Here is a 24,746-nt window from a genome sequence, read left to right as displayed (position 1 = left end):
ACCGCAGGTCACGGCCCAACACCGCCGTCCCTCGACCGTTCTCACGCCGCTGTGGCACGCCGATGAGGACATGCCGATATCCGCAGGGCGACTCTCCGAAACGTGGCAGAAACATCGTGCCCGTGAGTTTCACGTACGTGAAACACGCCAGGTGAAGACCTGAAACGGCAGAAGAACACGCTTTCGCCCAACGTCAGTGCGCAGCCGGTCAACGAAGCCCTGGAGCGCCCACTGCGGGAGAAATCGGCCACACGCCATTTGTAAGGAGGGTCGCATCGAATGAAGATCGATAGCGGCACTACAGCCTGGATGCTCGCGGCCACCGCACTGGTGCTGCTCATGACTCCAGGTCTCGCGTTCTTCTATGGGGGCATGACCAGGGCCAAGAGCGTCCTGAACATGATGATGATGTCGTTCGCCAGCATCATCACCGTAACCATCGCGTGGGTGCTCTACGGTCACTCGCTGGCCTTCGGCACGAACGGGAACGAGTTCCTCAACAAGTTCGTCGGCGGGCTCAACGAGGTCGGGCTGCAGAGCCTGGTCGACACCGCCACCAAGCCAGACGGCACGGGCATGCCGAGCCTGGTGTTCTCGGCCTTCCAGCTGACCTTCGCGATCATCACCGTGGCCCTGATCAGCGGCGCGATCGCCGACCGGGCCAAGTTCGGCGCCTGGGTGGTCTTCTCGATCGTCTGGGCCACGCTTGTCTACTTCCCGGTCGCGCACTGGGTGTGGGGCGGCGGCTGGCTGACCCAGCTCGGCATCGAGGACTTCGCGGGCGGCACGGTCGTCCACGTCAACGCCGGCGCCGCGGGTCTCGCGCTCGCCTTCGTGCTCGGCAAGCGGAGTGGCTGGCGCAAGGATCCCATGCGCCCGCACAACCTGACTTTGGTCCTGCTGGGCGTCGGCCTGCTGTGGTTCGGCTGGTTCGGGTTCAACGCGGGCTCCGAACTCGCGGTCGACGGCACCACCGGCCTGGCGTTCATGAACACCCAGATCGCGACGGCGGTGGCCGCCGGTGCCTGGATCCTGGTCGAGAAGCTCCGGGACGGGCACTCCACGACCCTCGGCGTCGCCTCGGGCGCGGTGGCCGGTCTGGTGGCCATCACCCCGGCCTGTGGCTTCGTCGACCCCTGGGCGGCGATCGTCATCGGCGCCATCGCGGGATCGGTCTGTGCCTACGCGGTCGGCCTGAAGTACAAGCTGGGCTTCGACGACTCGCTCGACGTGGTCGGCGTGCACCTTGTCGGCGGCGCGCTCGGCGCGATCTCCCTCGGTTTCCTCGCCGCGTACCCCTTCCTCGACCCCCAGGCGAAGGGACTGTTCTACGGTGGCGGGTTCACCCAGCTGGGACGCCAGATCCTCGGCCCCGTGGTCGTCGCGCTCTACTCCTTCGTCCTCGCCTGGATCATCGGCAAGATCATTGACAAGACGATGGGCTTCAGGGTCACTGAAGAGGACGAGGTCACCGGCATCGACATCACCACCCACGCCGAGACCGGATACGACCTCGGCTCCGTTCACGCGTCGGGAGTGGCGGCCGTGAACGGTCCTGTCCAGTCAGTGACGAAGAAGGTAGACGCATGAGGCTCATCACAGCGGTGATCAAGCCATTCAAGCTCGACGACGTCAAGGCCGCTCTGGAGCAGTTCGGCGTCAAGGGCATGACGGTCAGCGAGACCAGCGGATACGGCCGGCAGCGCGGCCACACCGAGGTCTACCGCGGGGCCGAGTACCAGGTCGACCTGGTACCGAAGGTCCGCGTGGAGGTCCTCGCCGAGGAGGAGGACGCCGAGGACGTCATCGACGTCATCGTCAAGGCGGCCCAGACGGGCAAGATCGGCGACGGCAAGGTCTGGTCCGTCCCCGTGGAGACCGTGATCAGGGTTCGCACGGGAGAACGCGGACCGGAGGCCCTCTAACCGGATGATGAGAGGCGACGCTCGCTCATATGCCGCGGCCCGCAAGGAGCGGGCCGCGGACATCGACCGCTGGCTGGCCGACCTCTTCCGTACGGCGGTGCCACAGCCGTACGGAAGGGAAGGCCGGAACGGGCTCGGGGGGGCCAAGAGTGGGTTCGCGTCCGGAGAGGAACGCGGTGCCGGGGCCACCCCGATGGGTCCCGGCGCCCCGCCGGCCGGGACAGGCGCGGCCTTCGCGGGCACCGGTGTCGCGCTGGTGGCGGTGGGAAGCCTGGGGCGAGGAGAGCTCGCCCCCGGCAGTGACCTGGACCTGGTGCTGGTCCACAACGGCCAGGACGACGTCGGCCGCATCGCCGACCGCATCTGGTATCCCATCTGGGACTCGGGCCTCGGGCTCGACCACTCGGTCCGTACGGTCGACGAGGTCACCAAGGTCGCGCGCGAGGACCTCAAGGCGGTGCTCGGGCTGATCCAGGCCCGCCACGTCACCGGGGACCCCGAGCTGACCCGGGCGGCACGCGAGGCCGTGCTCGCCGAATGGCGCGCGGACTCCCGCCGCCGGCTCGCGGAGTTGCGCGAGGCCACGGACAAACGCGCCGACACCTCGGGCGAGCTGGCCTTCCTGCTCGAACCCGATCTGAAGGACTCCCGCGGCGGCATACGCGACGTGCAGGCCATGCAGGCCGTCGCCGCCGCCTGGGTCGCCTCCGCCCCCGGGCCCCGGGTGCGTGAGGCGTACGAGTTCCTGCTGGACGTCCGGCACGGGCTCCACATGGTCACGGCCCGTGGCGCCGACCGGCTGGTCCTCCAGGAGCAGGACGCCGTGGCCGCGGCGCTCGGCCTGCTGGACGCCGAGGCGCTGATGCGCCGCCTGGCCGAGGCCGGCCGGACCATCTCCCACGCCTTCGACGCCACCTGGCGCACCGTCGACCGCCTGCTGTCCGGCCCGGCGCCCCGAGGGCGCCGCCCGCTGGCCGACGGAGTGGTCGAGCACGGCGGCGAGGTCGTCCTCGCGCGCGGGGTCAATCCCAAGGACGACGCGGTCCTGGTGCTCAGGGCGGCGGCCGCCGCCGCCGAGGCGGGGCTGCCGATGGCTCCCGCCACGGTGTCGGTGCTCGCGGCCCAGTCACCCGCACTGCCCGTCCCCTGGCCGGACGAGGCGCGCGACGCGCTGGTGGCGCTGCTCGGCGCCGGGCGCGCGGCCGTGCCGGTGTGGGAGGAGCTCGACCAAGCGGGGATCATCGTCAGGCTCATTCCCGACTGGGAGCGCGTGCGCCACCGCCCGCAGCGCAACCCGGTCCACCGGTTCACGGTCGACCGCCACCTCATCGAGGCGGCGGCGGGCGCGGCGTCGTTCACCCGCGAGGTGTCCCGGCCAGATCTGCTGCTCATCTCCGCCCTGCTGCACGACGTCGGCAAGGGCTGGCCGGGCGACCATTCCACCACGGGCGAGATCGTCGCCAGGGACATCGGCGCCCGCATGGGCCTTCAGCCGGCCGACGTGGAGACGCTGGCCACCGTGGTCCGCCACCACCTTCTGCTTCCCGAGACCGCCACCCGGCGCGACCTCGACGACCCGGTGACGATCTCGCGGGTCGCCGAGGCGGTCGGGTCCCGTGAGGTGTTGGAGTTGCTGGCCGCCCTGGCCATCGCCGACGGCAACGCGACCGGGCCCGCCGCGTGGAACTCCTGGAAGGCGTCCCTGGTCTCCGAGCTGGTCCGCAAGGTCCGTTCGGTGCTGTCGGGCAGCCCGCCCGCTCCCGCGCCGTCACTGTCGCCGCGGCAGGCGTCCCTGGCCAGGCACGGCGGCGGTGCGATCCGTGTGAACGGCGGGGCCGTGACCGTGGTGGCGCCTGACCGTCCCGGGCTGCTCTGGCGGGCGGCCGGCGTGCTCGCGGCGCACCGCATGGTGGTGCGCTCCGCCTCGGCGGCCTCCGCCTCCTCCACGGCGGTCATCGAGTTCTCGGTCGTTCCCGAGTACGGCACCCCGCCTGATCCGGCCACGCTGGAGGCCGATCTGCGGCTGGTGCTGGCGGGCCGCCTGGACATCGAACAGCGGCTGGCCAGGCGCACGAGATCGCTGCGGCCGGCCCGGGTTCCCGTCGCTCCGCCGAGGGTCAGCCTGGTGGACGACGCCTCGCAGACGGCCACGGTCGTGGAGGTGCGGGCACATGATCGGCCAGGGCTTTTGTGGCGAATTGGGCGTGCGTTTGGTGAATGTAACCTTGACGTCCGGGCTGCGCGCGTGGAGACTCTCGGCGCGGAGGCGGTTGACGTCTTCTACGTGGTGGACAGGGCCGGTCGGCCCATCACCGACGGTGTGCAGCGTGCACAGGTTCGCGAGCATGTGCTCGCGGCTCTGCGCTGATCTACGCAGGTCGGAGGCGTCGGCGTAGCTCCGGGATTCATAACAATTACGTTCTGTGTCCCGGTTCTGGTCACGGTGTTGGTGACCTTGTGGTCGAATTGTCCCCGCTTATGTACTTATCAGCCATGCCGTCATCCATGCATGGAAGATAGCGGGGGGTGGCGCGGTGAGCACAACGGAAACCGAGACCAAGACACTCCAGCCCGGCGCGGGGGGCGGATCCGGAGCCAAGCGGCACAGGCGCTCCGGTGGCCAGAGCGGCCCGGCCCGCCAGCGCGGACGGAGTGGCGCGTCACGACTCTCCCTGCGCAACTGGCGAGTGCCCGCACGCCTCACGGCGCTCATCCTGGTGCCCACGATCGTCGGCGTGCTGCTGGCCGGTCTGCGTGTGGTGTCGTCCATCGACAGCGTCGCCGCCTACCAGCGCAACGCGGTGGCGGCGGAGGTCGCCGGTCACCTGCGCGATCTCGGCCTGGCGCTGGGGTTGGAACGCGACAGAACGATCTGGTTCCAGACCACCCGCCAGCAGAGGACCGCCCTGGCCGACCAGCGCAGGGCCGTCGACGCGGCGGTGGCCAGGGTCCGCGCCGACCTGGGCGCGATCGACTCCGGGTACGGCGTGCGCGCCGTCGAGGACGCCCTACAGGTCGGCCACCGCCTCGACACCATGCCCGTCATCCGCAAGGGCGGCCAGGCCGCGAAGTACACCGACGTGATCAACTCGCTGTTCCGGCTGCACGACGAGATCAGCCAGACCAGCGAGGATCCGCAGCTCATCGGCGACGCACGGGGCCTGAGCGCCTTGGCCCACGCCAAGGAAGAGATGTCCCAGCAGCGCGGCACGCTCCTTGGCACGCTGCTGCGCGGGCAGCGGTTCACGCCCGACACGCTTGAGGGCTTCATCGCCTCGCGGTCGCGGCAGAAGGCCGCCATGGCCACGTTCAGCGGCGAGGCCGGAGTCGAGAACGGGCGCTATCTCGCCCAGACCCTCCGCGGCACCGAGGTCATCCGCGCGGAGCTGACCAAGTCGTGGGCCATCGCCCTGGCCAGCCGTAACCTGCCGGTGCGCGACGGGAACGTGCGCACCAACCCCGTCAGGCAGTGGTTCGACGACAGCACCAAGACCATCGAGTTGCTCCAGCAGGTCGAGACGCGGGTGGCCGCCTCCGTCGCCTCCCGGGGGTCCGCCCTGGAGTCCGCGGAGCGGCGTAACGCGATCATCGCCGGGATCCTGATCCTCGCCCTGATCCTGCTGGTCCTCGCGACCACGGTCCTGATCGCCCGGTCGTTGGTCAGGCCCCTGCGCAGGCTGCGGTCGGAGGCGCTGGAGATCGCCGGGTTCCGCCTGCCCGCGGTGGTACGGCGGATGCGCGAGAACGGCGAGGGAGTCGAGGCCCCCGACGTCCAGCCGATCCTCGTCGGCACCCACGACGAGATCGGGGAGGTCGCCACCGCCTTCGACGAGGTCCACCGCCAGGCCCTGCGCCTCGCCGCCGAGGAGTCGCAGCTGCGCGGCAACGTCAACGCGATGTTCGTCAACCTCTCGCGCCGCATCCAGACGCTCGTCGAACGGCAGATCTCGCTGATCGACGGCCTGGAGCGCGGTGAGCAGGACGGCGGGCGGCTCGGCGACCTGTTCAAGCTCGACCACCTGGCCACCCGCATGCGCCGCAACAGTGAGAACCTGTTGGTCCTCGCGGGCCACGAGGCAGCACGCAAGCGCAGCCAGCCCGCCAAGCTGGTGGACGTGGTGCGAGCGTCGCTGTCGGAGGTGGAGGGCTACGAGCGGGTCACCGTCAAGGTCCACCGCAACTCCGCCGTCGCGGGGCACGCGGCCAACGACGTGGTCCACCTGGTCGCCGAACTGGTCGAGAACGCTCTGGCCTTCTCGCCGGGCAACAGCCGGGTCGTGGTGTCCAGCAGCATGATCGAGGGCGGCGGCGCCCTGCTCGCCATCAGCGACGCGGGCATCGGCATGGATCCGGAAGAGATCGCCGAGGCCAACCGGCGGCTGGCGGACCCCCCTGTCGTGGACGTCTCGGTGTCCCGCCGGATGGGCCTGTTCGTGGTCGGCCGCCTGGCGCAGCGCCACAACATCCGTGTCCAGCTCCGGCGCGGAGACACGGCCGGCCTCATCGCCATGGTCCTCTTCCCGCCCCAGCTCATCACGGTGGCGGGCGGGCGTGGACCGGTGCTGCCTCAGCGGGGCGCTCCGCAGGAGGAGACCGCTTCTTCGCCCGCGTTCGGCGGACCCCCTCCGGCGTCCAACGGGTCCTCCACCTTCAACGGGTTCACGCCCGTCGGGTCCTCGCCCGGTTTCAAGGGCCGGGGACCGGGACAATCCAGGCTCACCAGGGCGTTCGGCGACCCCACGCCCTCCGGGCCCTCGGAGTACACCGGCCCTCAGCCGGAGTACACCGGCCCTCTGTCGATGCCCGGAGCCTCCGAATCGCCGTACTCGCCGGCCACGGGAGCGGCGGGTCCGGGCACCGGGCCCCTCGGTCCCGGCACCGGGCCTGCCGGACCCGCTGGAGGGCACGGCGCAGCAGGTCCATCCGGGCCGCCCACCGGCCCGTCGGGGCGGCCCACGAGGGCGCCCGGATCGGCGTCGAACCCGCTGCCGGCGCGGTCGCCGGGGTCCTCCACCGGCCCCAACCCGCTTCCGGCGCGGTCGCCCGGGTCTTTCACGGGCCCCGACCCGGCGCCAGCGAGGCCGCCCGGGTTGTTCACGGGCCCCGACCCGGCGCCAGCGAGGCCGCCTGGCTACTCCACCGGGCCGGACATGCCGCGCGCGAGGACCTCCGCCGAGCCGTCCACCGGCCCGGTACGACGTCCGGCCGAGGCGCTCCCGTACGAGCCGTCGGGCCCCCCCACCGGACCGGCGCGCCGGTCCACCGGGCCGTCGGGACCGCCAACGGGACCGGGCGGTCCCTCGACGGGACCCGCCACCGGGCCGGAGGGGCCGCTGGAGCGGGGGGACGAGTTCCTGCCGATCTTCGCATCCGTCGAGTCGGCGTGGTTCCGCCGTCCCGACACCCCGCCCGCCGCGGACACGCGGGACCAGGCTCCGGCCGGCCCGCGTGGGCCTGCCGCCTCGGGTGGTCCGAGGCGGGCCGAGGACCCGCCGCCGGCGCCGGAGACCTCGCGTGACGGCTCAGCCGGTGAGGCGTGGAGCTCCAGCGCCGACTCCGGCTGGCAGGCGGCCGACGCGGTGAAGGACCCCTCCATGGGAGGCATCACCGCGGCCGGTTTGCCGAAGCGGACTCCGAAGGCCAACCTTGTGCCGGGATCGGTCTCCGGCCCGTCCGTCCCCGCCGCGGCCCCCGCGCCGCGTCCGGACGTGTCCGCCGATCTCATCCGCGCCCGGATGTCGCGCTTCCAGCAAGGGATCCAGCGCGGCAGGGCGGACATCTCGGAAGGCACGTCCCGTGCTCCTGAAACCGACCAACCCCGTATTGACTGGCGCCGTACTGATGAGGAGGGGCTCGTGATTGAGCTAAGTCACGAGGCACGCAGGTTCGACTGGCTGATCACGGAGTTCGTCAGCGGAACACCGGGCGTGGCGCACGCCGTCGTGGTCTCGGCCGACGGGCTCAGGCTGGCCAACTCCGACGGGTTCCCGCCGGACCGGGCCGACCAGCTCGCCGCCGTCGCGGCAGGGCTGCTGAGCCTGACGGTCGGCGCGTCCCGCGTGTTCGAGGGCGGCGGCGTGACGCAGACCGTCGTCGAGATGCAGCACGGCATCATGCTGGTCATGGCGATCAGCGACGGCTCGTGCCTGGCGGTGCTGGCGTCTCCGGACTGCGACATGGGCCTGGTCGCCTACCAGATGACCTTGCTGGTCGAGCGCGCGGGCCAGGTTCTGACTCCGGCCCTGCGCGCTGAGTTGCAGACGTCCAGGATCCGGTGATGCTCGGGGGTGACGGGACCGAGGACGAGCCTCTCTTCCGTCCGTATGCCGTCACCGGTGGCCGGGCCGAGCCCAGCTACCACCTCGCAATGGAAACTCTGGTCTCATCGGCCCCGATAATGAGCGATGATTTGTCCCTGCTCACTCCCGAGCAGGAAGCGATCATCGTGCTCTGCCACTCAGTCCGTTCGGTCGCCGAGATCTCCGCGCTGCTGCGGGTTCCCCTCGGTGTGGCCCGCGTGCTGATCGCGGATATGGCCGACGAAGGTCTGGTTCGCCTGCATCTGCCGCGGCTTAACCAGGGACAACCAGACCACAACCTGCTGGAAAGGGTTCTCAGTGGACTTCGCAGGCTCTAGCCGTGGCGCGCTCACGTCGACGAAGATCGTCGTCGCGGGAGGGTTCGGCGTCGGCAAGACCACCTTTGTGGGGGCGGTGTCGGAGATCCTCCCGCTGACCACCGAGGCGGTCATGACCGACGCCAGCGCGGGTATCGACGATCTGGGTCTGACCCCGCACAAGACCACGACCACGGTGGCGATGGACTTCGGCCGGTTGTCGCTGGACCAGGATCTGATCCTCTACTTGTTCGGCACGCCCGGTCAGCACCGGTTCTGGTTCATGTGGGACGACCTGGTCCGTGGTGCGATCGGGGCGGTGGTCCTGGTCGACACGCGGCGGCTGGCCGACTGCTTTCCCGCGATCGACTACTTCGAGGAGGCACAGCTCCCTTTCGTGGTCGGGATCAACGGCTGGGACGGCCACTACCCGCACGTCGAGCAGGAGGTCCGGGAGGCGCTCACGCTGGCCCCGCACATCCCGATCGTGCGCACGGACGCCCGCTCCAGGGACGCCGTCAAGTCCACGTTGATCACGCTGGTGGAGTACGTCCTGACGGTCAGGTCGGCCTACGGCCGCACGAGCTGACGCACGACCCGGCACGGCGGGCGACGAGGAGCCGCGGAAGTCCCAAAGGAGCTCGCCCGCGGCTCATCGGGCTCCGACGCGGGCGCGCCCGCGTTCCATCGGACCCTGACGCGGGCGCGCCCGTGTTCCATCGGACCCTGACGCGGGCGCGCCCGCGGTTCACGCGGAGCCGGCCCACCACGTTCCCGCGACCAGCTCGGCCACGAGGGTCTCGGTCAGCAACGCCACGTCGGGATCGTCGTCGCCCGCGTACCTGATGGCGTGCGCGCCCTCCACCGCGCCGCCCACGGCCAGCACGGTCGAGCCCCGATGCCGCACCCAGTCCATCGCCTGCGCGTCGTAGCGGGAGCCCGGGAACAGGATGGCCCGGTAGTCGATCGTCTTGGTCAGGTACACGTCCACGTGGGCCCAGTCGCCCGTCTCGCAGGCGTCGGCGGGTCGGCGCGGCCCCTCGCGGAACATCAGCGCCGACTGCTCGGCCGACGACAGCCGCTCGGCGGGCGCGATGGTGTAGACGCCGTGCGGCCCGTCGAGGAGCGTCAGCGCGTCGGCCAGCCAGGCGCCCCGGCGGTCCAGCAGGTCGGAGGTGGCGTCGGCGGCCCGGCGTACCAGGCCGGACATCCCGGTTCCCGCGCCGGTGAGCCGGGCACGCAGCGCGAGCAGCAGCGCCAGCGTGTGCTGGAAGGTGCGGCAGGACACACCGCCGCGCTCCTGGCCCGCGAGCATCTCCACGACCAGGTCCGCCCCCTCGGTGACCGGAGACCCCGGCGTGTTGGTCAGGGCCAGCACCGGCGCCTTCCCCTGGTAGCGCGACAGCGCGTCCAGGGTCTCGCGGCTTCCTCCGGTGGCCGAGATCGCCACGACCAGCGTGTCGTCGGCGGGTGGATAGCCGAGGGCGGCCGATCCGTACTCCGCGGCCGCGTCGATGCCCGCCGCGCGCAGCCGTAGCGCCGCCACGCCCGCCGCGTAGCGTGAGCTGCCCATGCCGAGGAGGGTCACGCGCCGGATCCCCTCCGGCAGCCCTTCGAACGGGTCCCGCGCGTCCAGGGAGTCGGCCAGCGCGTTGAGCGCGGCGGGCTTGGCCTCCAGATCGGCGAGGTACAGCTCGGGGTTCACAGGTTCTCCTCGAAGGGGGAGGGGGTGGTCACCGCGCCGGGGAAGCGGCCGCGGAGGACGCCCATGGGGGCGTAACGCCACCGGGGGAGGTGGCGGGCGGCGTAGATCAGCTCGCGGCACTCCTGCTCGATCTCGAACGGGCCGAGCAGCGCCTCGTCGAGCAGCGCGGACCCGCCACGCGCGGCCAGGCGCTCGCGGTAGGCCGACAGCAGCATGCCGCGCGCGGCGGAGGCCCACCGTACCGTCTCGTCCGGATCGGCCTCCCTGCGCTTGATGGCCACCTGGGCCACGTGCTCGATGCTGGTGCCGAGCTGCGCGAGGTCGCGGGCCGCCGGCTGGAAGGGGTCCGCGCCGGAGACCGTGGGGTTGCCGTCGAAGTCGATGACGGCGTAGCCGTCGCGCCAGCGGAGGGTCTGGCCGACGTGCAGATCGCCGTGGATGCGGATCAGCGGGGTCGCGCTCACGCGGGTGAGCGGCTCCATCGCCCGGGAAAGCGTCTCCACCCGCCCGGCGAGCCAGGCGCCGTCCTCCCCGCCGGTCAGCGCCAGCGCCTCGCCCAGGGCCCGCTCGGCACGCGCGGCCCACCCGGCGCCGGACCCGGCCGTCCGTACCGGGCCGGGGAACGCCGGCGAGGGGGTGGCCATCGCCACGTGCAGGTCGGCGGCGAGCCGCCCGAGGTCGGCGGCGAAGGCGGTACGCCCGGCCACGGCCTCGTCCAGGCACCACTCCCAGCCGTCCCTGGCGTCCGGCAGGTAGGCAGTGACCAGGGCGACGAGCATCTCCGGGCCGCCGGGGGAGCGGCTCGTCAGCGCGGCGTACGGCAGGGCGGTCGCGGTGAACCCGACGGCCGTCAGGTGGGCGAAGACCTCGGGGGCGGGCTGGGGGAGGGCGAGCGGCGGGGTGAGCCATTTGACCACCACCCGCTCGTCCACCACGACCGAGTGGTTCGTCTGGTCGACGTCGAAGCCCCGCTCGGTGGCCGTGTCCTCGACGGCGGGCAGCGGGTGGAACCGGCGGACCGTGTGGCCCTCCGGCGGATCCCCGCCCGCCGACAGCGCGTGGACGAGCTGTACGGTCGTGCCGTCACCTGCCACGGGCGTTCGCCCTTGAGACGGACCACCGTCAGGATCTGTTGAACTCAGATTCAACTCAGCAACCAAACTACGAGCTAACAATGTCCGGCAAAGTCTTGCTCATGTTGATATGTGCTGCAACACTCCTGCTTTGGTCTGCCGTGCGAAGGTCAGGCACTGCGGCCTTTGCGTACCTCAGAACCATCAAAATCTAAGGAGTAGCGGCCGTGTCGCGAACCCGGTACACCCGTCGTCTTCCGGCTGCGGCGGTCGCCGCCGGACTTGCGCTTGCTCTCGCGGCGTGTGGCGGTGGCAGCTCGACGAGCGCCGACGGCGCCGCGCCGACCGCGGCGACCGACCAGCTCAACGCCAACGCCGACTTGACCAAGCAGTCCCTGACCATCACCATCTGGGACGGCTACAGCCCCAAGGACCTGCGTGACAAGGTCAAGGCCAAGCTGGGCTTCGAGATGAAGACGGCCATCCACGCCACCAACGAGGAGGCGATGGCCAAGCTCGCGACGAACACGGACAGCGGTATCGACGTGGGGTTCGTATCGGGTCAGTACGCCCAGGCGCTCAACGAGCAGGGCCTGCTCGAGCCGCTCCACCCGGAGCTCATCCCCAACCTCGCCAACCTCTACCCCGAGGCGTCGCAGCTCTCGTTCGACAAGGGCAACAAGTTCTCGGTGCCCTACACCTGGGGGACGACGGGCATCTGCTACCGCACCGACCTGGTGAAGACCAAGCCGACGAGTTGGAACGATATTCTGAGCCCGCCGGCGGAGCTCAAGGGCAAGGTCACGATGATGACCACCGAGCGGTGGCTGGCCCTTCCCGCGCTGAAGTCCCTCAACTACTCCATCAACTCCACCGACGACAAGCAGATCGCCCAGGCGAAGGACCTGCTGGTCAAGGCCAAGGAGTGGGGGATGCTCTACGACGACACCACCTTCGGCGCCAAGCTGGAGAAGGGTGAGGCGGCGATGGTCGAGGCGTGGGACGGCTGGTGCCCGACCACGAACCCGAAGATCAAGTTCGTGGTGCCCAAGGAGGGCAGCGACCTCTGGTCGGACACCATGGTGATCATGAAGTCCTCCAAGAACAAGGAGGCCGCCCACGCGTTCATCAACTACATCCTCGACCCGGCCACCCACAGCTGGGTGTCGGAGAACATCCTGTACAAGGTGCCCAACAAGGCCGCGATGGACCTGGTCGCCCGGAACAACCAGAAGCTCCTGCAGGACAACGAGCCGCTGAGGATGAACCCGGCGGAGCTGCTGAAGGGCGAGTCGATCATCGACCTCGGCGAGGCCTCGACCAAGTACACCAGGCTCTCCACCGAGATCTCGGCGAACCAGTAGCGACGGTTGCGACTTGACTACCAAGCACGATGTCGCACGACCCGGCGCGGTGACCGGCCCCTCCACGGGCCGGTCACCGCGCCGGTCCCGTGCCCTCGGCCGACTGGGCGCCCGCCTTGTGTTCCTCGGCCCGGGACTCGGCTACCTGATCGTCTTCCTGCTGGTCCCGCTCGCCCTGATCCTCAGCTACACGATCTTCCGGCGGGGGCGGTTCGGCGGGGTGGTGTACGAGGCGACGGGCGAGAACTTCACCCGTCTGTTCGATCCGCTCTACTTCGACATCGTTCTCAGCTCGGTGCGGACCGCCGCGGTCACCACGCTGATCGCGTTGCTGATCGGCTACCCGACGGCCTACGTCATCGCCCAGCTCCCCCGTAAGTGGAAGACCATCGCGCTGCTGGCGGTGGTCCTGCCGTTCTGGACCAACTTCGTGATCCGGGTCTACGCCTGGGTCATCCTGCTCAGCGGGCCGGGCCTGGTGAACGAGACCCTCACCGGCATCGGCCTGATCGACAAGCCGATCCAGCTCCTCTACAACGAGGGCACCATCGTCACGGGGCTGCTCTACTCCTACCTCCCCCTGATGATCCTTCCGTTGTACGCGGCGATCGAGCGGCTGGATCCGCAGCTTCGTGAGGCGTCGGCGAACCTCGGGGCGCGTCCGTCGCGCACCTTCCTGTCGGTGACGCTTCCGCTCACCCTGCCGGGGGTGCTCACCGGCTGCGTCTTCGTCTTCGTGCCCTGCCTCGGCAACTTCGTGATCCCCGAGATCCTCGGCGGAGGCCGCTCGATCATGGTCGGCAACCTGGTCAGGGACCAGTTCCTCAAGGCGCGTGACTGGCCGTTCGGCGCGACGCTGGCACTGGCGGTCATCGCCGTGCTGATCGTCCTGCTGTTCCTGCAGGCATGGGCGTCTCGGACGTACGGCGGGACGGAGGGCCGTCGTGCGTGAACGGCGCCTGATCTACGTGCCCTTCTGGGCGACCTACGTCTTCCTCTACACGCCCATCATCGTGCTGGTGGTGATGTCGTTCAACGCCGGCAAGTCGCCGTACGTCTTCGAAGGGCTCAGCCTGAAGTGGTACGGCGAGCTGGCCACCGACGACACGATCAGGAACGGCCTGATCAACACGCTGATCGTCGCCGTGGGAGCCACCGTCCTGTCGACCGTGCTCGGCACGCTGCTCGCCGTGGGGATGGCCCGCCACACCCGGTCCCGGCTGCTCGACGCGCTGGGCCTGCTGCCAGCCGTGCTGCCGGACCTGGTGGTCGCGATCGGCCTGCTGGTCTTCTACGCGGCGGTCAAGATGACGCTGGGGCTGCACTCGGTGATCCTCGCCCACACGGTCTTCGGCATGGCGTTCGTGGCCGCCGTCGTGCGCACCCGGCTGACCCACGCCGACACCTCGCTGGAGGAGGCGTCCCGCGACCTCGGCGCCTCGCCGCTGGCCACCTTCGCCCGGATCACCCTGCCGACGCTGGCCCCCGGCATCGCCGCGGGAGCGCTGCTGGCGTTCACGCTGTCCCTGGACGAGTTCGTGATCGCCTTCTTCACCGCGGCCCCGACCGAGCCGACGCTGCCCATCGTCATCTACTCGATGGTGCGCTTCGGGGTCACCCCTGAGATCAACGCGCTGGCGACGATCCTGCTCGCGGTGAGCTTCACCGTGATCATCGTCGCCCAGCGGATGACCCGACTGACGGAGTCCGTTTCATGAGTGCTGTTCCGGAGGCACCCGTCCTCCCCGAGACCCTGGTGGGCATCGAGGGCGTGTCGCGGCGGTTCGGCGACGTCACCGCCCTGGACGACGTCACCCTGGACATCCGGCAGGGCGAGTTCTTCGCCCTCCTCGGCCCGAGCGGCTGCGGCAAGACCACGCTGCTGCGCATCCTCGCGGGGTTCGAGTCACCCGACAGCGGCACCGTCACGCTCGACGGCGCCGACCTGCTGTCGCGCCCGGCGCACCGCCGCCCGGTCAACCTGATGTTCCAGTCGTACGCGCTGTTCCCCCACATGACCGTCGCCAAGAACGTCGCCTACGGGCTGGAGCGCGAGGGGCTGGCCCGGGCCGAGGTCGCGTCCCGCGTGCGGGAGGTGCTCGCGACCGTCGGGCTCGGCGAGCAGGCGAACCGGCGCCCCCACCAGCTGTCCGGCGGGCAGCGTCAGCGCGTCGCGCTGGCCAGGGCCATCGTCAAGCGCCCCCGCCTGCTCCTGCTCGACGAGCCGCTGTCGGCGCTGGACAAGAAGGTGCGCGCCGAGATGCAGCTGGAGCTCAAGCGCCTGCAGCACGAGGTCGGCATCACCTTCGTCGTGGTCACCCACGACCAGGAGGAGGCGATGTCGCTCGCCGACCGCATCGCCGTCCTGGACGGGGGCCGGGTCCAGCAGGTCGACGCGCCCGTGCGGCTGTACGAGCGGCCCGGCACGGCCTTCGTGGCCGGCTTCATCGGGGACAACAACCTGTTCGAGGGAACCGCCGCCGGCGGCGGCCTGTCCGTACCGGGCCTCGGCACGCTGCCCGCCGAGGGCGGCTTCGCGGCCGGTGCCCCGGCGCTGCTGGGCGTGCGGCCGGAGTCCATACGGCTCGGCGAGACCGGGACCCTCCGCGGGGTCGTCGCGGACGTGAGCTTCTACGGAGGCGTGTCCCACATCGCGGTGCGGGTGCCCGGCCACGACCGGCCGATCCTGGTCGCCGCGCAGGGGCCCACCCGGGTGCGGGCGGGCGCGGAGGTCGCCCTCGGCTGGTCGGCCTCGGACGCGGTGCTGATCGCGCGGTGACGTCAGTGGATGGCTTCGAGCGTGTTGCCGGTGACGGTACGGGCGTAACCCAGGATGAGCTCCGCCGCCTCGCCGGGCCCGATCACCGGGTGGCGGGCCGTGATGCGGTAGCCGTAGGCGTCCTCCAGCGCGACCAGGTTGCGGGAGATCGCCACCGAGTCCTCGGTGAGGGTGAACACGCCGAGCGCGGCACCGGTGTCCAGGATCGTCTGGTACATCGCGACCTGCCGGTCGTAAAGCGTGGTGAGCAGGACGGCGTAGGTGCGGTTGCGGGCCGCCGCGCCGCCGAGCTCGTTGAGCAGCCGCACGCCCGGGTCGTCGGGGCCGACCGGCAGCCCGGAGTGGACCGTGACCACCAGCTTCTCCGCGGGGTCGGTCAACCGTGCGATGCGCTTGACGCGCAGCTCGTAGAACCGCTCCATCCCGGCGTGGTGGGCCTCGACCAGAAGCTCGCTCAGGTCGGGGTAGTGGTAGAGCACCGCGCCCGATGTCAGCCCGGCTTCCTCGGCCACGTGATTGAGATGGACCCCCTGGGTGCCGTGACGGAGGATCGCTCGCCGGGCGGCCTCGATCAGGTCCACCCGCCGGTCCGCTCGGCTCTTGCGCGAGCTCATGCCAGCCTCCCCTATGCCCCGTTGTTGAAGATGAAGTCTAAAACGCCTCATCCGCTTCAGGCCATAGCCGCCTGGTTACCCTCCGGCTCTGCCCCCATGTATTTGAATCCTTCTTCAATTTCGATGGAGTACTGATGGCAACCATCCTGTTCATGCCGGAAAGCGCCTACGGGCCCACGAACAACTGCGTCGGCATCGGCGACATCCTGCGGCGCCGCGGGCACCGCGTGGTGTTCGCCGCGGAGGCGTCGTGGAAGGGCAAGCTGACGGCCCTGGGCTTCGAGGAGGACCTCGTCGACCTGGCCCCGCCGGCCGAGGAGGAGCAGGACGCCGGGCAGTTCTGGAAGGACTTCATCCGCGACACCGCGCCGGAGTACCGCAAGTCCACCTTGGCGCAGCTGGAGACCGTCACCAAGCCGATCTGGGACGCGCTGATCGACGGGGCGAAGTACTGCGAGCCGCAGCTCAAGGCGATCATCGAGCGCGTGAACCCCGACGTCATCGTCGAGGACAACGTGATCACCTTTCCCGCGCTGCTCACGGCGGGCAAGCCGTTCGTGCGCATCGTCTCCTGCAACCCGCTGGAGGTGAAGGGCGACGGCGTCGCGCCGGTGTTCAGCGGCCTGCCCGCCGACGACCGCGGCGAGTGGGACGCCTTCCGCGCGGAGTACGACCGCACCCACCGGGAGATCTGGACCGCGTTCAACGAGTGGGTCGTGGAGCAGGGCGCCCCGGCGCTGCCCGAGCTGGAGTTCATCCACGAGGGCGACCTGAACCTGTACGTGTACCCCGAGATCGCCGACTACACCGACGCCCGCCCGCTCGGCGCGTCGTGGCACCGCCTGGACTCCTCGGTCCGCGAGACCGACGAGTCCTTCGAGCTGCCCGCCTCGCTGGCCGACCGTGAGGGCGCGCTGGTCTACTTCTCCCTCGGCTCGCTGGGCTCCGCCGACGTGCAGCTGATGCAGCGGGTCCTCGACGTGCTCGCCACCACGCCCCACCGGTTCATCGTGTCCAAGGGCCCGCTCCACGAGGAGATCAAGCTCGCCGACAACATGTGGGGCGCGGAGCTCGTACCGCAGACGAAGATCCTCCCGATGGTGGACGTGGTCATCACCCACGGCGGCAACAACACCACCACCGAGGCGCTGCACTTCGGCAAGCCGATGATCGCGCTGCCGCTGTTCTGGGACCAGTACGACAACGCCCAGCGCATCCACGAGCTCGGCTACGGGGTGCGGCTCTCGACCTACACCTTCACCGACGAGGAGCTCACCGGCGCGCTGGAGAGGCTGACCGGCGACACCGCGCTGCGGGCACGCCTGGCGGAGGCGGGCGAGGAGATCCGCCGCCGGGACGGCCTGCGCAAGGCCGCCGACCTCATCGAGGAGACGGCGACCCGCACCGCCGCCTCCGCCTGAGCACCGCTCACGCCGGTCCCCGTACCGCCCGCCGGTACGGGGACCCGCCGCACCGACCCGTCTAGGAAAGAGCACCATGAGCAGGACACCCGTCAACCCCGCCACCGGAGAGCGCCTGGCCGGGGTGCCCGACTCACCGCTCGGTGAGGTCGCGCGAGCCGTACGTGAGGCGCGGGACGCCTACCGGCAGTGGTCGGCGGCGACCCCGGCCGAACGGTCGCGGGTGATGCTGCGCCTGGCCGATCTCGTCGAGGCGGACGCCGAGGAGCTGACCCGCCTTGAGGTGGCGGAGACGGGCAAGCCGGCCACGGTGTTCCGCGACGGTGAGCTGCCCTTCGCGGTGGACAACCTGCGGTTCTTCGCCGGGGCGGCCCGATCCCTCGACGGCACGGGCGCGGGCGTCCTGAGCTCCGGCTACACCTCGGTGCTCGTGCGCCGCCCGATCGGGGTCGTGGCCTCCATCACCCCGTGGAACTTCCCGCTGGTGATGGCGGTCTGGAAGCTCGGCCCGGCGCTGGCCGCGGGCAACGGCGCGGTCATCAAGCCCGCCCCGCAGACTCCGGGCACGACGTCGCGCCTGGCGGAGCTGATCGCGAAGGCGGGCTTCCCCGAAGGGCTCGTCCACGTCGTGACCGGAGACGCCGAGGTGGGGGAGGCCCTGGTCGCGGACCCCGGGATCGACATGATCAGCGTGACCGGCTCGACCGCCACCGGCCGTTCGGTGATGCGGCGCGCGGCCGGCGACCCCGGCGACGCGCGCTCAGGGCTCAAGCGCGTGCACCTGGAGCTGGGCGGCAAGGCGCCCGCGCTGGTGTTCGGGGACGCGGACCTGGCCGAGATGGCCAGGGGGGTGTCCATGGGCGCCACCTACAACACCGGGCAGGACTGCACGGCCGCGACACGCGTGTACGTGGAGCGCGGGGTGTACGACGAGACGGTGGAGGCGCTCAGGGCGACGCTGGCGGCCATCCAGATGGGCGACCCCTGGGACGCGTCGACCGACATCGGGCCGCTCATCTCCGAAGGCCACCGGGCACGCGTGCACGGATTCGTGGAGCGGGCCGTGGCCGGGGGCGCCCGGATCCTGTGCGGCGGGGCCGTCCCGGAGGGACCCGGGTTCTTCTACCCGCCCACGCTGGTCGCCGGCGCGGCCCAGGACAGCGAGATCGTCCAGGGCGAGCTCTTCGGGCCGGTGCTGGTCGTGCTCCCGTTCTCGGACGAGGACGAGGCGGTCCGGCTGGCCAATGACACTCCGTACGGGCTCGCGTCCTCGGTGTGGTCGCGGGACGTGGGGCGGGCCCTTCGGGTGGCCCACCAGCTTGACGTGGGCGTCACCTGGATCAACGACCACCTGCCGATCGCCTCGGAGGCGCCGCACGGCGGGGTCAAGGGAAGCGGCTTCGGCAAGGACATGAGCCAGGAAGCCGTCCAGGAGTATTCGGTGACCAGGCACCTGATGATCAAACACGCCGCTTCGGAGGCCCGTGACGGGTTCCGTCCCGCATAGTTACGGAAGCGAGAAGAGTGTTTTATCCAGGAATCTAGCCATATATGGCTATTTGTTCGTGAATGTGCTGTTGGCCGATCTGGTAAGGGTGTGCTCCAATTACCCTCGCCTGATGGATGTCTCGGACGTCTCATGCGCCTCGCGCGTGACGTACCCCCCTGCACGCCAGGCTTGGTGAGAGGTTGCGAAAACCAGTGAGGACAGAAGACCCTCGGGGTAACCCAGGTCAGGGTGACCGTGTGGAGCGGTCCGGGCCGTCCGTGGCGCGCACAAGTCAGGGCGGAAGCTGGCTCCGGCTCCAGAACTGGCGCGTCCGATCGCGACTCGTGGCCCTCATCATCATCCCCACGATCGTCGGCGTCATCCTCGGCGCCGTGCAGCTCACGAACGCCATCGCGACCTCCTCCGAGTACCGCCGCCTCACCGAGGTCGCCGAACTCGTGCAGAAGATCGATGTGCTCATCCACGAGGTGGACAAGGAACGCGACCTCACGGCCCTGTACATCGCCGAAGGGCGGCGCCAGGCGCGGTTCAAGAGGGTCAGGACCCAGCAGGACGCCGTCGACAAGGCCAGGGAGCCGGTCCTGTCCGCCGTCTCCGGCCTCGACACCTCCCACACCGCGCGTGTCCGCGCGGAGGCCGAGCAGATCCGCCGCTGGCTGGAAGGCCTTCCCGGTCTCCGTACGCGTATCGCCGACGCCAGCGTGCCCTCGCGAGCCGCGCTCGGTATGTACTCGCGGCTCGTCACCGTCCTCGGATCGATGCAGGGTGAGCTGGGCACCTCCGGCAACGACCAGCGCCTCTTCGGTGACAGCATCGCTCTTGCCGCCCTCAGCCGTGCCAAGGAAGAGGTCTCCCGTCAGCGAGGCCTCATGACGGTGAGCCTCACCACGCTCGGCAGGAACGGCGGCGGCTTCGACTACGACGACTTCGTCGACTTCCCCGGCTCCTGGAGCCGCCAGCAGAGCGAGACGGCCACGTTCCTGGCCGAGGCCACGCCCGCCGACGTGAAGTACTACAACGACACCGTTCGCGGGCAGGACGTCGACAAGGCCGACTGGATGCGCGCCCTGGCACTGGCGCAGCTGCGCCAGTTCAAGGAGATCCAGGACCTCGACCCGATCAGCGCCAACGACACCGCCCGCTGGTACAACGCCACCTCGGCCGTCGCCGACCGCATGCGCAAGGTGGAGGAGCGGCTGGTCGGCTCCGTCGTCCAGCAGAGCCGGACACTGCAGGAGGACGCGCAGCGCCAGGCCCTGATCTCCGGCGGCCTGATCCTCGTCCTGCTGCTCCTCGTTCTGATCATCACCGCCGTGGTCGCGAGTTCCCTGACCCGGCCGCTTCGCCGGCTGCGGGCCGAGGCGCTGGAGATCGCCGGCTCCCGGCTGCCGGAAACGGTCCAGCGGTTGCGAGAGAGCACCGACAGCAGCCCGACCGCCGAGGTGGTCCCCATCGGCGTCACCTCACGCGACGAGATGGGAGAGGTCGCCCGGGCCTTCGACGAGGTCCACCGCGAGGCGATCCGCCTGGCGGGCGACGAGGCCCGCCTGCGCAGCAACGTCAACTCGATGTTCGTCAACCTCTCCCGGCGCAGCCAGACGCTGGTCGAGCGCCAGCTCACCCTGATCGACGGGCTGGAGCAGGGCGAGCAGGACGAGAACCGGCTCGCCAACCTGTTCAAACTGGACCACCTGGCCACCCGCATGCGCCGCAACAGCGAGAACCTCCTGGTCCTCGCCGGGCAGGAGACCGCGCGCCGGTGGAGCCAGCCGGTGCCGATCGTCGACATCGTCCGCGCCTCGCTCTCCGAGGTGGAGAACTACGAGCGCGTCGACGTCCGCGTGCAGTCGGGGATGGCCGTGGTGGGCCAGGCGGTCAACGACGTCGTCCACCTGGTCGCCGAGCTGGTGGAGAACTCCATCTCCTTCTCGCCCCGCGACACCAAGGTCGTGGTGTCGAGCAACCGCATCGACGGCGGCGGCGTGATGATCTCCGTCAGCGACAGCGGCATCGGCATGACGGCCGACGAACTCGCCGAGTCCAACTGGCGTCTGGCCAACCCGCCCGTCGTGGACGTCTCGGTGTCCCGCCGGATGGGCCTGTTCGTGGTCGGCCGCCTGGCGCTGCGCCACAACATCCGCGTGCAGCTCCGCCAGCAGGACACAGGCGGCCTGAACGCCATGGTCGTGCTGCCCGAGACGCTGCTGTCCGCGCCGGGCGCGCCGCAGTACCCCGGCATGCCCGCCGGCATGCCCGCGGAGGCCGCCATGGGCGCCGGCCAGTTCGGTGCGCCGCCGCAGGCGTCCTCGTTCGACGCCGGGGCGTTCACCCCTCCCAGCGGCTTCGAGAACCCCGCCTCGCGCGGAATGCGCGCTCCGGTCTTCGGAGCCGATGCCCCCGGGGTCGGCGCGGCCGCCGGCTCGGTGAACCGCGGCCCCTTCGAACGCGGTCCCTTCGAACGTGACCCGTTCGAACGCCCACCGGCCCCCGCACGCGACGCCTTCGAGCGCCCGGCTCCGCGCCCGCGCGACCCGTTCGGCGCCACGCCTCCCGACGGACGCGGGCCGTTCGAGCAGGACGCCGCCGACGAGGACCCGTTCGACCGCTACTTCAACCCCAACCCGCCGCTCGACACCCCGTGGCCCGCGGACACGCCGCCTCCCGGCAGCGCTCCTGCGTGGTCGTCCGACCTGGCCAACCAGGACACCGCCTCCTGGCCCGCCGTCCCTCCGGCCGGTGGCGGGCCGTCCGGTCCGCTGACCGGTGGCGGGCTCTCTGGCCCGATGACCGGCGGTGGGTTCTCCGGCCCCATGAACGGCGTTTCCGGCACCGGCCCGGTCGACAGGTCGGGCCGGTCGTTCGGAGCGGTGCCCGACATGGACCACACCGGCCCCCTGCCCGCCGTCCACAGCTCCCCCCTGGACGGCGGGGACGAGTTCCTGCCGATCTTCGCGGCCGTCGAGTCCGACTGGTTCCGGCGTACGGACGAGCCCGCGCCCCGCCACTCGGCGGCGCCATGGCAGGACGAAATGGTGCATTCGGCTACGCAGTCGCCGGAGCAGGAGGTCGAGGAGCCCGTCGTGGACGAGCCGGTGGATACCAGGACGTGGTCATCTCCGGGCGACGCGGGCTGGCAGGCGGCCCAGGCGGCGAAGGAGCCCTCCCTCGGAGGAATCACCCCCTCAGGGCTGCCGAAACGCGTGCCCAAGGCCAACCTGGTGCCCGGGTCGGCCGAGACCGGGCCCGCGGTCCTCACCCCCCCGCCGTCGCTCTCGCCCGATCGGGTGCGCAGCCGGCTGTCGAGTTTCCAGCAGGGAGTGCGGAAAGGCCGGGCCGCCGCTCGCGGCGAGCTGAACGATGACCTTTCCCCTAACACACATCTTGAACGTAACAAGGAGGACTCGTGAGGGAGCTGAGCCAGGCCGCCCGTGGAGTCAACTGGCTGATCACCGACTTTGTGAACAACGTCCCAGGCGTGGCGCACACAGTCGTGGTATCGGCCGACGGGCTGCCACTGGCCTTCTCAGAGGGTTTTCCCAAGGACCGGGCGGACCAGTTGGCCGCGGTGGCCGCGGGTTTGATCAGCCTGACGCAGGGGGCCTCCCGGGTCTTCGAGGGTGGAGCGGTCACCCAGACCGTGGTGGAGATGCAGCGGGGCCTGTTGCTGATCATGTCGGTCAGCGATGGTTCGTGCCTCGCGGTGCTGGCAGCCGCCGACTGTGACATGGGCCTGGTCGCCTACCAGATGACGTTGTTGGTCGAGCGTGCAGGTCAGGTGCTGACCCCGGCTGTGCGTGCCGAACTCCAGGCATCTCAACCTAGGTGAGAGGCCGATGACAGGAGGACGCTGTGGCACGCCGCGGCTGGACTGAAGACGGCGATCCGCTGAGCGGCGGATCGCCGTACCCGCCGATCGAGGACCCCCGCCGGTTTTCCGGCGCGGTGGCCCCTCTTCCCGGGCCGGAACCGATGGAACAGAGTTCCCTGGTCCGGCCGTACGCCATGACGGGGGGCCGCACCGCCCCTCGCACCGCGCTCGCCATGGAGGCGCTCGTCTCCTCCTCCACATCGGTACATCAGGATCTTTCAATCCTCACTCCCGAGAAGCAGGCGATCAGCACGCTGTGCCGCCAGGTGCGGTCGGTCGCCGAGATCGCCGCGATGCTGCGCATGCCCTTGGGCGTGGCCCGCGTCGTGATCGCCGACATGGCGGCCGAGGGCCTCGTCCAGGTGCACCACCCGCAACTGGACACGGGGAAGCCGGACCTCAACTTGCTCGAAAGGGTTCTCAGTGGACTTCGCAGGCTCTAGCCGTGGCGCGGCGCTGACGTCGACGAAGATCGTCGTGGCGGGGGGGTTCGGCGTCGGCAAGACCACCTTCGTGGGCGCGGTGTCGGAGATCGTCCCCCTCACCACCGAGGCGGTCATGACCGACGCCAGCGCCGGCATCGACGATCTGGGGTTGACCCCCCACAAGACCACCACGACCGTGGCCATGGACTTCGGCCGCGTGTCGCTCGACCAGGATCTGATCCTCTATCTGTTCGGCACGCCCGGCCAGCACCGGTTCTGGTTCATGTGGGACGACCTGGTCCGCGGCGCCATCGGCGCCGTCGTGCTCGTCGACACCCGCCGCCTGGCCGACTGCTTCCCCGCGATCGACTACTTCGAGGAGGCGCAGCTTCCGTTCGTGGTCGGTATCAACGGCTGGGACGGCCGCTACGCCCACGCCGACGAGGAGGTGCGCGAGGCGCTCACGCTGGCCCCGCACATCCCCCTCGTACGGACCGACGCCCGTTCGCGCGACTCGGTGAAGAGCACCCTCATCGCCCTGGTCGAGCACGCCCTGACGATGCGGGTGGCGGTCCCCGGCTGGGGAGGCCGCTGAGCTCCCGGCCGGGACCGCCGTAGGCGGGTGATCCGGCCGGGAACGCCACTCCCAGGCCCGCCTGCCGGCTAGGCCTCGGAGTGCTGCTGCTTGTCGCGTACCAGCCGCCCGACCTCGGCACGCAGGCGCACGAAGGCCGGAAGCTGCCGGGTGGCGATCTGGTCGCGCGGGGACGGCAGGTCGACCGCCAGTTCACCGGCGACCCGCGCCGGGGACTTCGTGAGCACCACCACCCGGTCTCCGACGTACACGCTCTCGTCGATGTCGTGGGTGATGAGCAGGATGGTCATGCGGTGGTGCCGGCGCACGCTGAGCACGAGATCCTCAAGGTCCTCGCGGGTCTGGGCGTCCACGGAGCCGAAGGGCTCGTCCATGAGCAGCAGTGAGGGGCGGTAGGCGAGGGCGCGGGCGATGGCCACGCGCTGCTGCATGCCGCCGGACAGCTCCCACGGGTACTTGCCGGCCGCGGAGGGAAGGCCCACCGCTTCCAGCGCCTCGGCGGCGGCCTGGCGCCGGGCGGCGCGGTCCTGTCCGCGCTGGCGCAGCGGCAGGGCCACGTTGTCGCCGACCGACATCCAGGGGAACAGGGACCGGCTGTAGTCCTGGAACACGACGGCCAGGTCACCCGGGGTCTCCGCCACCGTGGTGTCGCGGATGCGGATCTGGCCTTCGGTGGGCTGGATGAGCCCGGCGATGGAACGCAGCAGCGTGGACTTCCCGCAGCCGGACGGGCCGACGACGCACACCAGCTCCCCTTCGGCGACCTTCAGGTCGATCCCGCCGAGGGCTTGGTGGGCGTTCGGTCCTTCGCCGTACGTATGACGCAGGTTGACGACATCGAGCACGGTGGT

The 24,746-nt window shown here is 70.5% G+C and carries 20 protein-coding genes; 16 read left to right on the top strand and 4 right to left on the bottom strand.

The features are described from left to right. Positions 1-279: 279 nt before the first annotated feature. The 6 genes from ABD810_RS32265 (at position 280) to ABD810_RS32240 (ending at position 9,130) form a co-directional block, all read left to right on the top strand. The gene (locus ABD810_RS32265) at positions 280-1,590 is read left to right on the top strand and encodes an ammonium transporter (RefSeq protein ID WP_344949411.1); all 1,311 of its coding nucleotides are present in this window, start codon (positions 280-282) and stop codon (positions 1,588-1,590) included. After that, on the top strand, positions 1,587-1,925 hold the full coding sequence (locus ABD810_RS32260) for a P-II family nitrogen regulator (RefSeq protein ID WP_262848359.1): 339 nt from the start codon (positions 1,587-1,589) through the stop codon (positions 1,923-1,925). The genes ABD810_RS32265 and ABD810_RS32260 overlap by 4 nt, the downstream gene beginning before the upstream one ends. 4 nt (positions 1,926-1,929) lie before the next feature. Continuing rightward, positions 1,930-4,293 carry a [protein-PII] uridylyltransferase gene (locus ABD810_RS32255; protein ID WP_344949406.1) on the top strand — a complete coding sequence of 788 codons (2,364 nt, stop codon included), beginning with the start codon at positions 1,930-1,932 and terminating at the stop codon, positions 4,291-4,293. Positions 4,294-4,459: 166 nt separating this feature from the next. Continuing rightward, positions 4,460-8,203 carry a nitrate- and nitrite sensing domain-containing protein gene (locus ABD810_RS32250; protein WP_344949404.1) on the top strand — a complete coding sequence of 1,248 codons (3,744 nt, stop codon included), beginning with the start codon at positions 4,460-4,462 and terminating at the stop codon, positions 8,201-8,203. Further along, a complete protein-coding gene (locus tag ABD810_RS32245; RefSeq protein WP_344949401.1) occupies positions 8,203-8,562 on the top strand; it encodes a DUF742 domain-containing protein in 360 nt (119 codons plus the stop codon). The genes ABD810_RS32250 and ABD810_RS32245 overlap by 1 nt, the downstream gene beginning before the upstream one ends. Beyond that, positions 8,543-9,130: a GTP-binding protein gene (locus ABD810_RS32240; RefSeq protein ID WP_344949398.1), complete on the top strand. Its 588-nt coding sequence runs from the start codon at positions 8,543-8,545 to the stop codon at positions 9,128-9,130. The genes ABD810_RS32245 and ABD810_RS32240 overlap by 20 nt, the downstream gene beginning before the upstream one ends. Before the next feature lie 159 nt (positions 9,131-9,289). On the opposite strand, the gene ABD810_RS32235 is transcribed toward ABD810_RS32240, so the two are convergent. Next, complete coding sequence (locus ABD810_RS32235) at positions 9,290-10,246, bottom strand: SIS domain-containing protein (protein WP_344949395.1); 957 nt, start codon at positions 10,244-10,246, stop codon at positions 9,290-9,292. Next, positions 10,243-11,340, bottom strand: coding sequence for a hypothetical protein (locus ABD810_RS32230; RefSeq protein ID WP_344949392.1), 1,098 nt, complete (start codon positions 11,338-11,340; stop codon positions 10,243-10,245). The genes ABD810_RS32235 and ABD810_RS32230 overlap by 4 nt, the downstream gene beginning before the upstream one ends. Before the next feature lie 206 nt (positions 11,341-11,546). Here ABD810_RS32230 and ABD810_RS32225 point away from each other — a divergent pair, with 206 nt between their 5' ends. The 4 genes from ABD810_RS32225 to ABD810_RS32210 are packed head-to-tail and all read left to right on the top strand — an operon-like array spanning position 11,547 to position 15,462. Continuing rightward, positions 11,547-12,683, top strand: coding sequence for a polyamine ABC transporter substrate-binding protein (locus ABD810_RS32225; protein ID WP_344949389.1), 1,137 nt, complete (start codon positions 11,547-11,549; stop codon positions 12,681-12,683). A 13-nt stretch (positions 12,684-12,696) separates the two neighbouring features. Next, positions 12,697-13,635, top strand: coding sequence for an ABC transporter permease (locus tag ABD810_RS32220; protein ID WP_344949386.1), 939 nt, complete (start codon positions 12,697-12,699; stop codon positions 13,633-13,635). Then, on the top strand, positions 13,628-14,401 hold the full coding sequence (locus tag ABD810_RS32215) for an ABC transporter permease (RefSeq protein ID WP_344949384.1): 774 nt from the start codon (positions 13,628-13,630) through the stop codon (positions 14,399-14,401). Before ABD810_RS32220 ends, ABD810_RS32215 begins: the two co-directional genes overlap by 8 nt. Further along, positions 14,398-15,462: an ABC transporter ATP-binding protein gene (locus tag ABD810_RS32210; RefSeq protein ID WP_344949381.1), complete on the top strand. Its 1,065-nt coding sequence runs from the start codon at positions 14,398-14,400 to the stop codon at positions 15,460-15,462. The genes ABD810_RS32215 and ABD810_RS32210 overlap by 4 nt, the downstream gene beginning before the upstream one ends. A 2-nt stretch (positions 15,463-15,464) precedes the next feature. Here ABD810_RS32210 and ABD810_RS32205 read toward each other — a convergent pair whose 3' ends face one another. Further along, positions 15,465-16,076: a TetR/AcrR family transcriptional regulator gene (locus ABD810_RS32205; RefSeq protein WP_344949378.1), complete on the bottom strand. Its 612-nt coding sequence runs from the start codon at positions 16,074-16,076 to the stop codon at positions 15,465-15,467. Positions 16,077-16,210: 134 nt separating this feature from the next. Here ABD810_RS32205 and ABD810_RS32200 point away from each other — a divergent pair, with 134 nt between their 5' ends. The 6 genes from ABD810_RS32200 (at position 16,211) to ABD810_RS32175 (ending at position 23,895) form a co-directional block, all read left to right on the top strand. Next, positions 16,211-17,497, top strand: coding sequence for a glycosyltransferase (locus ABD810_RS32200; protein ID WP_344949375.1), 1,287 nt, complete (start codon positions 16,211-16,213; stop codon positions 17,495-17,497). 76 nt (positions 17,498-17,573) lie between these two features. Next, on the top strand, positions 17,574-19,004 hold the full coding sequence (locus ABD810_RS32195; protein WP_344949373.1) for an aminobutyraldehyde dehydrogenase: 1,431 nt from the start codon (positions 17,574-17,576) through the stop codon (positions 19,002-19,004). 239 nt (positions 19,005-19,243) lie between these two features. After that, positions 19,244-22,414 carry a sensor histidine kinase gene (locus ABD810_RS32190; protein ID WP_344949371.1) on the top strand — a complete coding sequence of 1,057 codons (3,171 nt, stop codon included), beginning with the start codon at positions 19,244-19,246 and terminating at the stop codon, positions 22,412-22,414. Beyond that, positions 22,411-22,833: a roadblock/LC7 domain-containing protein gene (locus ABD810_RS32185; RefSeq protein ID WP_114028917.1), complete on the top strand. Its 423-nt coding sequence runs from the start codon at positions 22,411-22,413 to the stop codon at positions 22,831-22,833. Before ABD810_RS32190 ends, ABD810_RS32185 begins: the two co-directional genes overlap by 4 nt. Before the next feature lie 23 nt (positions 22,834-22,856). Beyond that, on the top strand, positions 22,857-23,318 hold the full coding sequence (locus ABD810_RS32180) for a DUF742 domain-containing protein (protein ID WP_425566993.1): 462 nt from the start codon (positions 22,857-22,859) through the stop codon (positions 23,316-23,318). After that, positions 23,299-23,895 (top strand): GTP-binding protein, encoded by a 597-nt coding sequence (locus ABD810_RS32175; protein ID WP_344949369.1) that lies wholly within the window; start codon positions 23,299-23,301, stop codon positions 23,893-23,895. Before ABD810_RS32180 ends, ABD810_RS32175 begins: the two co-directional genes overlap by 20 nt. A gap of 68 nt (positions 23,896-23,963) precedes the next feature. Here the strand turns inward: ABD810_RS32175 and ABD810_RS32170 are convergent, their stop codons facing one another. Further along, positions 23,964-24,740: an ABC transporter ATP-binding protein gene (locus tag ABD810_RS32170; RefSeq protein WP_344949366.1), complete on the bottom strand. Its 777-nt coding sequence runs from the start codon at positions 24,738-24,740 to the stop codon at positions 23,964-23,966. Positions 24,741-24,746: the final 6 nt, after the last annotated feature.

The sequence above is a fragment of the Sphaerisporangium flaviroseum genome, assembly GCF_039537005.1.
In the GTDB taxonomy this organism is placed as follows: Bacteria; Actinomycetota; Actinomycetes; order Streptosporangiales; family Streptosporangiaceae; genus Sphaerisporangium; species Sphaerisporangium flaviroseum.
The sequence above is the reverse complement of the archived record's forward strand: the minus strand, read 5'-3'. Positions and strand labels throughout refer to the sequence as shown.